The sequence below is a fragment of the Paraglaciecola sp. genome, assembly GCF_039942875.1.
Lineage (GTDB): Bacteria > Pseudomonadota > Gammaproteobacteria > Enterobacterales > Alteromonadaceae > Paraglaciecola.
In genome coordinates, this window is sequence record NZ_JBDVBQ010000044.1 from 197,619 (window position 1) to 209,145 (window position 11,527).

Here is an 11,527-nt window from a genome sequence, read left to right on the forward strand (position 1 = left end):
GTAATTCGCCAGTCTTTAAGGATAATGTCCCATTTATTAAATTATTCGCTGGAGCTAAAAAAATGGTCAGCTTTTTGTTAAATAGTCAGATGAACCATATTCAGGAAGAGAAGGCGGACCTAACCTTACTAGAATATCTTCGTGAAAATAAAAAGTTAACAGGCACAAAAGAAGGCTGCGCATCGGGTGACTGCGGAGCGTGCACTGTGGTTGTGGCTGAGATATCAAAGGCAACAGATCACTCACTTCAATACAAAGCTATCAATAGCTGTGTGACGTTTTTATCTGCGCTGCATGGCAAGCAATTAATCACCGTTGAGCATTTAAGTGACGGCGACACCTTACACCCTGTACAACAAAGCATGGTTGAAGAACATGGCTCCCAGTGTGGTTTTTGTACACCTGGGTTTATTATGTCTATGTTTGCGCTTTATCATCAACCCTCAGAAATAGACAGAGAAGCCGTTATTAATGGTTTATCAGGTAATTTATGTCGTTGCACTGGATATCGTCCCATTATTGATGCTGCTCTCAATGTATGTGGCAACAAAATTGAAGATAAATTTAGCCAAGCTGAAGCACAAACGATTAGAACACTAAAATCTATCGACAAAACTTCGGTAGATACAGACAACCTGCTTATCCCAACGTCGAGAGAAGCACTGAGCCAAGCTATACAAAGCTACCCAACAGCAAAGATGTTTGCTGGCAGTACAGATTTAGCCTTGCAAGTTACCCAGCAACTGCACACCTTTGACAAATTAATATCACTGAGTTTAGTACCTGAATTAACCACTATTGATACCCAAGAGCAAGGTTTATTAATAGGAGCAGCCCTGCCCTTTAATGAAATTGAACCTGAGTTATTGAAGCATTTCCCTGATTTATCAGAGTTACTTTGGCGCTTTGCAGCGACGCCAATCCGTAACCAAGCCACACTAGGTGGCAATGTAGCAAATGCGTCTCCTATAGGTGATATGCCACCCGTTTTATTAGCTCTGAACGCAGTGATACATATTGATAATGGCCATGTTCAACGCACAGTTGCGGCAAATGAGTTTTTTTTAGGGTATCGACAAACAGTACTACAACCCGGGGAATGGGTTAGTGCTATTTTCATCCCTTATTTAGAATCCAATCAAAGCATTAGAGCGTATAAAATATCAAAGCGTTACGAAGATGATATATCTGCGGTATGTGCAGTATTTAATATTGCCCTCGAAGACAAACAAATAGTTAGCCTAAGCGCTGGGTTTGGTGGCGTTGCAGCTATTCCAGCAATAGTAGAAGAACTCAACACCAGCCTTTTAGGTAAAGATTGGTCAAGTTCGCTCACCTTCGAACTCGGCAAAGATATTTTATCTAAAGCATTTACTCCTTTGGATGATGTTAGAGCAACAAAAGAATACAGAGTGACTATGTTGGCAAATTTATGGAAACGCTTTTGGCTTGAGAGTAATCATCAAGCCAACACAATAGCAACTCGTGTTGTTCATGTCCCCCATAGCACGGGAGTCACTAGCCATGCGTAAACTCATTACACAGCCTGGTTTCGACAATCAAACCCAAGGCGTAGCAGGCAAATCACATAAACATGAAAGTGCACAGCGCCAAGTGGGCGGTCTAGCTCGCTATGTTGACGATATACCTGAGGCAGCCAACATTCATCACGGAGCGGTTGGGGTTAGCCCAGTAGCGTCTGGTGTCATCACCTCTATGGATTTAGAAGCGGTTAAAGCCAGTGAAGGAGTGATTGACGTTATTACCGTTGACGATATCCCTGGGCATAAAGATATAGGCCCGGTTTTTTCTGGTGATCCGCTACTTGCTGATTCAAAAATTCTTTATCACAGCCAACCTATTTTTGCTGTGCTTGCGACATCCACAACTTTGGCTAGAAAAGCGGCACTAAAAGCCAAAATAGAGATTACTGCTGACGAAGCATGTTTATCAATAGCCCAAGCCAAAGAAGCAAGTAATTATGTTCGCCCGCCTCATTTTATGCGTCATGGAGACTTTCAACAAAGCTATGACAACAGCCCTGTAAAAATAAGTGGTGAATTATTTATAGGCGGCCAAGAACATATGTATCTTGAAGGCCAAATATCTATGGCTATCCCCGAAGAAGAAGACAGAGTGACTGTGTATACCTCTAGCCAACATCCAAGCGAAGTCCAAAAGCTTATCGCAGAAGTGTTAGATATTAAGTTACATAAAGTCGTAGTGGATATGCGCCGCATGGGCGGTGGCTTTGGTGGAAAAGAAACCCAAGCCGCACAGTGGGCGTGTTTGACGTCATTACTTGCTACGCGAAATAATGTAGCAGTAAAAATACGCCTTCCAAGAATGCTAGACATGGCTGCAACAGGCAAAAGGCATCCATTTGAGAACCGCTTTAGTATTGGAGCGGATGAGCAAGGTTTATTGCAAGCAACCCATGTAGAAATTAATGGTAACTGTGGCCACTCTCCTGATCTATCAGACGCCATTGTTGACCGCGCTATGTTCCATGCTGATAACGGATATTATTTAGCAGATTGTTACATTGAAGGTCATAGGTGTCGTACTAATCAGGTCTCACATACTGCTTACCGAGGCTTTGGCGGTCCACAGGGTATGATTATGGCTGAAGCCATCATGGATGCAATTGCCCGTAAGGTGGGTAAAGATCCGTTAACCGTACGTAAACTCAATCTTTATCAAAAAGACAGCCGCAATACTACCCAATATGGTATGCCGGTTGAGCACAACCTACTTGAAGATCTCATTCAACGCTTAGAAAAATCTAGCGATTATTGGGCCAGAAGAGACCAAATTAGGCAGTTTAATGACACCAGTCCAATCATTAAAAAGGGCTTAGCGTTAACGCCGATAAAATTTGGTATCTCTTTTACGGCAAAACACTTAAATCAAGCAGGCGCGCTATTACACATATACACTGATGGCAGTATACAAATAAGTCATGGTGGCACCGAAATGGGTCAAGGCTTACACACTAAAATTGGGCAGATTGTTGCAAATGAGTTTGGGTTACCCTTATCTCATATTGAAGTCACTTCAACCCGTACCGATAAAGTGCCCAACACCTCGCCTACAGCGGCATCAAGCGGCACCGATTTAAATGGTAAAGCGGCGCAGAACGCTTGTATCACGATAAAAGAAAGGTTGGCAGACTTCTTTGCTGAGCAGGTCGATGGTGATCCGCAACGTGTTGAATTTACTGAGCAAGCCGTTACCCTAAACGAACATAAAATGACCTTTGTGGAACTCGTTCAACAGGCTTATATGAACCGTATTTCTTTGTCTGCATCTGGATTCTATAAAACCCCAAAAATTCATTACGATAGAGAAACAGGTAAAGGTCGTCCATTTTTCTACTTTGCTTATGGCGCAAGTTGTTCAGAGGTATCTATTGATACACTGACTGGTGAGTACAAGGTAAATCGGGTTGATATATTGCACGATGTAGGCAAAAGTATTAACCCTGCTATCGACATTGGCCAAATTGAAGGTGGTTTTATTCAGGGTATGGGCTGGTTAACCAGCGAAGAGTTGTTGTGGGATGACTCAGGTAAATTAATTAGTAATAACCCGGCAACCTATAAAATACCCGCTATTGGTGACACCCCCGAAATATTCAACGTAGACCTCTACCCTAGAGCAAATGATGAAGATAGTATCTATCACTCTAAAGCCGTGGGTGAGCCTCCTTTTATGTTGGCAAACTCGGTATGGTGTGCATTAAAAGATGCCATTTCGAGTATAACTGACTACAGAACTGACCCAATACTAGATACGCCAGCCACACCAGAAAAAGTCTATAAAGCCATAGAACAAGCTCAAGCTTGGAAGGATAATAGCTATGAAAGCTAATAGCTGGTTTGATGCTGTTTATCAGTGTCAACAACAAGGCAAGAGCTATGTCTTAGTCACGTTATTAGCGACAGCTGGCTCTACTCCAAGAGATGGTGGCACTAAAATGCTGGTATGTGATGATTGCACCTATGACACTATAGGCGGCGGACACTTAGAGTTTGAGATAACCAAGCAAGCAAGACAATTGCTACTAGAGGATCAAACTAAACAAAAAGTTGAGCATTATCCTTTATCAAGCAAGTTGGGGCAGTGTTGTGGTGGCGCCACTAATGTTTTGTTTGAAGTATTTACGCAACATACCCAACATATTGCAATTTATGGTGCAGGTCACGTTTCTAGAGCATTAGTCCCGATTTTGTCACAGCTTCCATTGCAAATACGCTGGATTGATAATCGCCAAACATTGCTTGATGAGATTGATCATCAAGCCCTTAGTTCAAACGTGAAATTGCAGTATGCAGAACACCCAGAAGATACCTTAAACACCTTGCCAGCCTCATCATGGGTAATGATTATGACTCACAATCATCAATTAGATTTTGACATAGTTGAAGCCGCCCTTGGCAATCAAGGCATTTCATTTGTGGGCATGATAGGCTCAGAAACCAAAGCCCGAAGGTTCGTTACCCGGTTGACTCACAGAGACTGGCCATCAGCAGATATTAAGCGGCTCATAAGCCCAGTAGGATTACTTGATATTCCAGGTAAACAACCTATTGAGGTAGCGGTATCCATGGCAGCCCAAATCATCCAAAAATTAAACACAAAGTCACCGAGCGTAGATGCCGATAAGCAAGCGTGGCGTGACAACAAACTACTATTTAAATCTTTAGTAGCTGAACCACTAAAATGAGTGCCTAAATGACCTTATCTTTATCAGCATTAAACAACCTATCAACGCCCGAAGCAGAAAATTGGTTTAGCCAGTGTTGTGCATCTGAATCTTGGTTTAAAGCCATGGCCGCTGGCCGTCCTTTTAGCTCCATTGATGCAGTGAAACGCTATTCGGAGAAAGTCTGGCAAGATTGTAACACCGCAGATTTTTTACAAGCTTTTGAAGCACACCCTATGATTGGTGACGTAAATAGTCTTAGAGCTAAATACGCCTCAACAAAATCCATGGCCAGTAACGAACAACAAGGTGCGTCTGAAGCAGACGAACGGGTTTTGGAGTCACTAGCTGGTGCTAATAAAACATATTTAGAAAAAAATGGGTTTATTTTCATTATCTGTGCAAGTGGTTTAAGCGCTCAAACCATGCTCGATGCATTAACAATTAGATTACAAAATGACACAGCAACAGAGGTAAACCTCGCCGCTGCAGAGCAAATTAAAATTACCCTTTTAAGAATATCGAAAGGCTTAGAACAAGGAATATCCAAATAATGAGCATTAGTTTATCTAGCCATGTATTAGACACCACATTAGGAAAACCCGCCGCTAACATGCAGCTTGAATTAACCACTTTTGATGGCACCACTATTACCGGTATCACAGACGCCGATGGTAGATGTAATCAATGGCAGGGTTTCGAGTTTGAAGCAGGCGAGTATTGCTTGCGCTTTTATACAAAAGACTATCTTTTAGCCCATCATAAAGACGCATTTTATCCTTTTGTAGATGTCCATTTTGAACTGACAAAAAATGGCGGACATTATCATGTTCCCTTGTTAATTTCGCCGTTTGGTTTTAGTAGTTATCGTGGCAGCTAGTGAGGCTTTAAACATATGAGCATGAACACATATCGCGCTTCTTTACTGCATTTTGCGGCGCGCTCAGATTCACCAAAAGATGATTATATCTATATTGCGGACGGATTGCTGGTTACGCGTAACGATAAAATTGAGTTTATAGGTGACTATAAAAGCAATATAAATCAATATGTTGACGGAACTCATCATGACTTATCAGGAAAACTGATATTACCGGGTTTTATAGATAGTCATTTACATTTTCCACAAACAGAACTGCTTGCCAGCTTTGGTGAGCAATTATTAGATTGGTTAACTGACTACACATTTCCCGTTGAACGTAAGTTTGAAAATAAAGAGTACGCGAGTCGTATTGCTAAAGTCTTTTTGAAACAACTTTACCGCCATGGTACCACTACAGGTATGGTGTATTCGTCGGTACATAAACAAGCCACAGACGCTTTATTTGAAGAAGCCCAACAAAACGACATGTTACTAATTGCAGGTAAAGTTTGCATGGATAGGCATTGTCCAGAATGGCTCCAAGATACAGCTGCCAGTGCGCAGCGTGACACGGCTGACTTAATAGACACATGGCACAATAATGGCCGTTTAAAATATGCCATTACCCCAAGGTTTGCACCGACTAGTACCCCAGAGCAACTCCATGCTTTAGGGGAACTTGCCCAGCAATTCCCCGATGTTTATATTCAAACTCACCTTTCTGAAAATCACAATGAGATAGCTTGGGTTAAAGAGTTGTTTCCCGAGCGAAAGAATTATCTAGACGTATACGACCATTACAATCTACTTCGCAAAGGTGCGGTATTTGGACACGGTATTCATTTAGAACAATCCGAATGGCAAAGGCTAAGAGAAACTCAGGCAAGTATTGCATTTTGCCCCACCTCAAATTTATTTTTAGGAAGTGGGCTATTTGATCTTGCCAAGGCGCAACAGGAAAATGTACCAGTAATGTTAGCCACAGATGTTGGTGGTGGCACTAGCTTCAGTATGCTTAAAACCTTAAGCGAAGCATACAAAATATGCCAGCTTAAAGGTAATCAAATGGACCCAATGCAGGGTTTGTATTTAATGACTCAAGGTGCCGCTCTAACCCTTGGGCTAGATGATAAAATTGGTAACCTCAATCAAGGCTCAGATGCGGATTTCGTTGTACTTGACCCAGAGTTTGATGAGTTAACCGCGCTTCGCTTTGAAAATCACAGAACACCTCAAGACTTAATTTTTGCTTTAAGTATGTTAGCTGATGACAGGGCAATATCTGCAACCTATGTAGCCGGTAAGCCGGTTTACCAAGCCAAAAAACAAACACAAGAGGAAGTACACAATGTTGCTTGATTGGATTTCACTATTTATTCGCTGGTTTCACGTCATCGCTGGCGTTGCATGGATAGGTGCTTCGTTTTATTTTGTGTGGCTCGACAATAACTTAGACACGCCTCCTGATTGGAAAAAGAAAAAAGGCATTAAAGGCGATTTATGGGCCGTTCATGGCGGTGGCTTTTATGAAGTTGCTAAATATGAGTATGGGCCAGAGGTTATTCCACAAAAGCTACATTGGTTTAAATGGGAGGCCTACACGACTTGGATAAGTGGCTTTTTACTTTTAAGTTTAATTTACTATCACGGTGCAGCTATTTATCTGATTGATACCTCTGTGATGGACTTAACGCCTGGCGAAGCAATTGCCCGTGGTCTAGGCATTATTTTTGGTGGCTTATTCATTTATGAAGCAGCATGTCGTAGCCCATTAGGCCGTTACCCCAAAGCATTCGGGATTATGTTTTTAATTCTGTTGGCTGCAGCCAGTTTTCTTGCTACACATTGGTTTAGTGGCCGCGGTGCGTTTATCCATGTTGGGGCGTTAATCGGTACGATTATGGCCGGAAATGTATTTTTTAAAATAATGCCAGCACAGCGCCTAATGGTAGATGCGGTAACCAATAAAACAGAGATTGACCCAAGTTGGGGGTTAGGAGCTAAACTACGCTCAGTTCATAATAACTACCTTACCCTGCCCCTGCTATTTATTATGATAAGCAATCACTATGCTATGACTTACCAGCACGAACAAGCATGGTTAGTGTTAATGGCTATAGGTATTGTGTCAGCTTGGATACGCCATTATTTTAACTTGAAGCATATTGGTATTTCCCGCCCTTCTATTTTAATTACAGGTGCAATAGGCATGTTTGCCATCGCCTACTGGGTGTCAATGCCAGCGCCTATGCCTGCCGAATTAATAGATGCACAGACAACTACCCTTGCTGAACCTGTTGCACTTAATCCAGACCAACAAGCGGTATTTGATGTTATGCAGGTTCATTGTGCGAATTGCCATTCGGCAAATCCTACTGATAATATTTTTGTTGTGGCACCACTGGGAGTGAAATATGACTCATGGCAGGAAATTGAATCTAAAGCAGCGCTTGTTCATCAACGAGCCGTTATCACTAAAGACATGCCATTGATGAACCGCACAGGAATGACAGAAGAAGAAAGGCAAGTTATCGCCCGTTGGTTCGCTAACAAATAAAAATAGTCGTATATCTAATGTTAATATTTTGTTCTAATTGAAGAAAACCAATTAGGTCAACCTATTATGTTTGGTATCTTTAAACCTGCTCCTCACATTGGGCGTGTTTCTGACGAACACACTGATAAAGAATATAGACACCTGCGCTGGCAGGTGTTTATAGGCATCTTTGTGGGATATGCAGGGTATTATCTAGTCCGTAAAAACTTCTCTCTCGCCATGCCTTTTCTAATCGAAGAACAAGGCTTTAGTAAAGGCGAATTGGGCTTAGCCCTCTCAGCGGTATCCATTGCTTACGGTTTAAGTAAGTTCTTAATGGGCAGTGTTTCAGACCGCAGTAACCCTAGGTACTTTCTTACCACAGGCTTATTAATATCAGCCTGTGTTATGTTTTTATTTGGTTTTACTTCTTGGGCGACAGCGAGTGTTTCCTCTATATTCATATTGTTATTTCTTAATGGGTGGGCCCAAGGTATGGGCTGGCCTGCTTGCGGCCGCACTATGGTGCATTGGTTTTCAGGTAACGAGAGAGGCAAAACAGTATCCTTTTGGAATATTGCTCATAACATTGGCGGTGGATTAATCGGTCCGCTAGCCATATTTGGCATGGCATGGTTCAACGAATGGCATAGCATATTTTATGTACCGGCAGCTGCGGCTACCTTTGTTGCAATATTTATTTTTTTAACTTTACGAGATACCCCACAATCTTGTGGCTTGCCCCCCATTGAAGAGCATCGCAACGACTACCCAAAAGACTATGACCAAAAGCACGAACTTGAATTTAGTGCGAAAGAAATCTTCCTGACGTATGTACTCAATAACAAGTTGTTATGGTTCATAGCCATAGCTAACGCGTTTGTATATCTGATCCGCTATGGAGTTTTAGATTGGGCTCCCACTTACCTTTATGAAGTTAAAGATTTCTCTTTTAATAAAAGTTCTTGGGCTTATTTTTTATATGAGTGGGCAGGTATTCCCGGCACACTTTTATGTGGTTATATCAGCGACGCTTGGTTCAAAGGCCGCAGAGCTCCCGCTGCCATTCTTTACATGGTGTTAGTATTAGTTGCAGTGCTAATTTACTGGTTTAACCCTGCAGGTAACCCTACCGTCGATATCGCTGCGTTAATGGCTATAGGTTTCTTAATTTACGGACCTGTGATGTTAATTGGTTTATTTGCTTTAGAGTTAGTCCCTAAAAAGGCAGCAGGTACAGCCGCAGGATTAACAGGCTTATTTGGTTACTTAGGCGGTGCGGTAGTGGCCAATATTGCGTTAGGTTATACAGTGGATCACTTCGGATGGGACGGTGGTTTTGTGCTTTTAGTCGGTGGATGTATTTGCGCCATTATGTTAATCGCACTGACATTAAAACATGAAGTTGCCCATGAAAGTCACCAACAACACTGAATGCCCTATAATTGAGACCTGTAATGGCGTTATATATTGCTGGTCTCTGATCCATTTTATTGATATTGCATCTGTTCCAATCCAAGTTATCACATAAAAATCACAATATATGTAAGGGTTTAATAGAATTGTTATAAATATGTGAGTACCCCGTGATATCAACTCTCTATTTTTATTAAGTCGCAGTATGACTTAATAAAAATATCAATCACGGAGAAACATAAAATGAAAAAGATCCTTTGTACTTCAGCAGCTATATTAATGATGGGAAGCGCTTTTGCCAATGATAGAGCCTACGAAGTAACCATAACCAATATTACTAGCAATCAAATTTTTACGCCTATTTTAGCGGCGACACATAGTACCAATATTAGCTATTTTGAATTAGGTAACCCGGCGTCCATAGAGTTAGCAACCTTAGCCGAGTCAGGCAACCCAGCACCGTTAGAAGAGGTATTATTATCAACACCTAGTCTAGTTCATGACACTGAAAACTCTGCTCCTCTATTATCAGATGGGCTATTGAGACCAGGAGAATCAGTCACCCTTGAATTATCAACATCTCGAGGATTTCCTAGGCTAAGTTTGGCTGCCATGTTAATTCCTACAAATGACACTTTTATGGCATTAGACTCAGTGTATTTACCCAGACGTACAGATACTGAGGTATATTTTGCAAAAGCTTATGACGCCGGCACCGAAGATAACGATGAATTATGTGACAACATTCCTGGCCCTGCTTGTGGTGGTATAGGTTTTTCAGAAGAGAGTACCTCTGATGAAGGGTTTGTACACATTAGTGCAGGGATTCATGGTGAAGGCGATCTTCTAGCATCAGAGTATGATTGGCGTGACGCAGTCGCTAAAATTACTATTTCTCGAAAATAGCTGCTCTCAATAATAGTTAGGGGCGTTGCCCGCCCCTTTTACATTATGCTTAAACAAGTTACTTAAAAAAACGCCTCTCAATCACAAACCCCATAACACCGAGACTAAATAGAAATACGCCCAACACCTGCAACCAGGCATTTATAGGCCGCTTAATCTGTTTTTCTCTTTTAAGTACAAAATGACGGTGCCCACCTTGCTGTTTCTGTTTAAAACTTTACCCGGCATATTCAAATAAAGAAATCATCTGTTCGTCAACTCTAAGGGCAATTTCAAGTTTTTTATTTGCCATAAAAGTACGGTCAGCCAATTCGTCTGGACTTAATAAAGCCATCCACCTAGAAAAGATAACATCAGGCTCACCTTCAAAAATTACGCCCTGCGACTCATATTGAAATTGAGTTTCTGAAAACACCTGCTTACTATAGCCCATATAAAATAAGGTAACTGCCAGCACGATTATCAAGCTTGAGGTAATTAAATACACTCGTTGTTGCGCAAACCTGACAGTTTCTTGTTCAGAAAAATACTCATCAACAATTGGGATCTGCCTCAATACGCCATGCTCTTTACCCAGCTCAAAATCTTTTAAAAATGTCGATAAAGATAAGTGAAAAGCATCTAAAATCTTGCGAAGCACTTCGTTTGAAGGCAATGACTTATCATTTTCTAACTTAGATAAGTATGACTGCTCAATTCCAATTTTATCAGCCAATTCTGGCTGACTTAATTCATGCTCTGTTCGTAAACTTTTTAGTTTTCTACCCAATGTCATTTTTTGCCTCCTAAAATACTAACGCCTTACCAAACGCTGATAAGACGCCACTAGTCTTGGCTATTCTTAAAGGACTAGGAAGGTGAATATTAACGACTAACAATGAATATTATTAATGTGTTGGAGTTTGCTTAATAGGGGCTAACAACAAATAAAATACCCATGCGATCCAAGACACAAATACAATTAATAATAGCCACGCTACCTTTTCATTACCTTGGGTACGATTTGATTTAGCGACTAAAATGATAGGTATTAACCAAATTAGCAACACAAGTATTGAACTCATCCCAAACATATACTTTCCTTTTCTATAGTTCGATT

The 11,527-nt window shown here is 41.3% G+C and carries 11 protein-coding genes; 9 read left to right on the forward strand and 2 right to left on the reverse strand.

The features are described from left to right. Positions 1 to 62 precede the first annotated feature (62 nt). From xdhA to ABJE44_RS15255, 9 genes are all read left to right on the forward strand, one after another. Complete coding sequence (gene xdhA, locus ABJE44_RS15215) at positions 63 to 1,532, forward strand: xanthine dehydrogenase small subunit (RefSeq protein WP_348111394.1); 1,470 nt, start codon at positions 63 to 65, stop codon at positions 1,530 to 1,532. Then, the gene (xdhB, locus tag ABJE44_RS15220; RefSeq protein WP_348111393.1) at positions 1,525 to 3,873 is read left to right on the forward strand and encodes a xanthine dehydrogenase molybdopterin binding subunit; all 2,349 of its coding nucleotides are present in this window, start codon (positions 1,525 to 1,527) and stop codon (positions 3,871 to 3,873) included. The genes xdhA and xdhB overlap by 8 nt, the downstream gene beginning before the upstream one ends. Beyond that, positions 3,863 to 4,729 (forward strand): xanthine dehydrogenase accessory protein XdhC, encoded by an 867-nt coding sequence (gene xdhC / locus ABJE44_RS15225; RefSeq protein ID WP_348111392.1) that lies wholly within the window; start codon positions 3,863 to 3,865, stop codon positions 4,727 to 4,729. Before xdhB ends, xdhC begins: the two co-directional genes overlap by 11 nt. A gap of 8 nt (positions 4,730 to 4,737) precedes the next feature. After that, positions 4,738 to 5,262, forward strand: coding sequence for a 2-oxo-4-hydroxy-4-carboxy-5-ureidoimidazoline decarboxylase (uraD, locus tag ABJE44_RS15230; protein WP_348111391.1), 525 nt, complete (start codon positions 4,738 to 4,740; stop codon positions 5,260 to 5,262). After that, entirely contained in the window at positions 5,262 to 5,588 is a 327-nt protein-coding gene (gene uraH / locus ABJE44_RS15235) for a hydroxyisourate hydrolase (RefSeq protein WP_348111390.1), read from the forward strand. The genes uraD and uraH overlap by 1 nt, the downstream gene beginning before the upstream one ends. 15 nt (positions 5,589 to 5,603) lie before the next feature. Then, entirely contained in the window at positions 5,604 to 6,929 is a 1,326-nt protein-coding gene (gene guaD / locus ABJE44_RS15240) for a guanine deaminase (protein WP_348111389.1), read from the forward strand. After that, positions 6,919 to 8,127, forward strand: a complete 1,209-nt coding sequence (locus ABJE44_RS15245) for a urate hydroxylase PuuD (protein ID WP_348111388.1) — start codon at positions 6,919 to 6,921, stop codon at positions 8,125 to 8,127. The genes guaD and ABJE44_RS15245 overlap by 11 nt, the downstream gene beginning before the upstream one ends. Positions 8,128 to 8,193: 66 nt before the next feature. Next, complete coding sequence (gene glpT, locus ABJE44_RS15250; protein WP_348111387.1) at positions 8,194 to 9,540, forward strand: glycerol-3-phosphate transporter; 1,347 nt, start codon at positions 8,194 to 8,196, stop codon at positions 9,538 to 9,540. A gap of 225 nt (positions 9,541 to 9,765) precedes the next feature. Further along, positions 9,766 to 10,428 (forward strand): spondin domain-containing protein, encoded by a 663-nt coding sequence (locus ABJE44_RS15255; protein WP_348111386.1) that lies wholly within the window; start codon positions 9,766 to 9,768, stop codon positions 10,426 to 10,428. A gap of 217 nt (positions 10,429 to 10,645) precedes the next feature. On the opposite strand, the gene ABJE44_RS15260 is transcribed toward ABJE44_RS15255, so the two are convergent. Next, positions 10,646 to 11,203, reverse strand: a complete 558-nt coding sequence (locus ABJE44_RS15260) for a helix-turn-helix transcriptional regulator (RefSeq protein ID WP_348111385.1) — start codon at positions 11,201 to 11,203, stop codon at positions 10,646 to 10,648. Between the two features lie 112 nt (positions 11,204 to 11,315). Beyond that, complete coding sequence (locus ABJE44_RS15265; protein WP_348111384.1) at positions 11,316 to 11,492, reverse strand: PLDc N-terminal domain-containing protein; 177 nt, start codon at positions 11,490 to 11,492, stop codon at positions 11,316 to 11,318. Between the last annotated feature and the right edge of the window lie 35 nt (positions 11,493 to 11,527).

Coding starts and splice junctions, on each gene's coding strand:
- xdhA (WP_348111394.1), top strand. CDS start 63: ATGGTCAGCTTTTTGTTAAATAGTCAGATGAACCATATTCAGGAAGAG.
- xdhB (WP_348111393.1), top strand. CDS start 1,525: ATGCGTAAACTCATTACACAGCCTGGTTTCGACAATCAAACCCAAGGC.
- xdhC (WP_348111392.1), top strand. CDS start 3,863: ATGAAAGCTAATAGCTGGTTTGATGCTGTTTATCAGTGTCAACAACAA.
- uraD (WP_348111391.1), top strand. CDS start 4,738: ATGACCTTATCTTTATCAGCATTAAACAACCTATCAACGCCCGAAGCA.
- uraH (WP_348111390.1), top strand. CDS start 5,262: ATGAGCATTAGTTTATCTAGCCATGTATTAGACACCACATTAGGAAAA.
- guaD (WP_348111389.1), top strand. CDS start 5,604: ATGAGCATGAACACATATCGCGCTTCTTTACTGCATTTTGCGGCGCGC.
- ABJE44_RS15245 (WP_348111388.1), top strand. CDS start 6,919: ATGTTGCTTGATTGGATTTCACTATTTATTCGCTGGTTTCACGTCATC.
- glpT (WP_348111387.1), top strand. CDS start 8,194: ATGTTTGGTATCTTTAAACCTGCTCCTCACATTGGGCGTGTTTCTGAC.
- ABJE44_RS15255 (WP_348111386.1), top strand. CDS start 9,766: ATGAAAAAGATCCTTTGTACTTCAGCAGCTATATTAATGATGGGAAGC.
- ABJE44_RS15260 (WP_348111385.1), bottom strand. CDS start 11,203: ATGACATTGGGTAGAAAACTAAAAAGTTTACGAACAGAGCATGAATTA.
- ABJE44_RS15265 (WP_348111384.1), bottom strand. CDS start 11,492: ATGAGTTCAATACTTGTGTTGCTAATTTGGTTAATACCTATCATTTTA.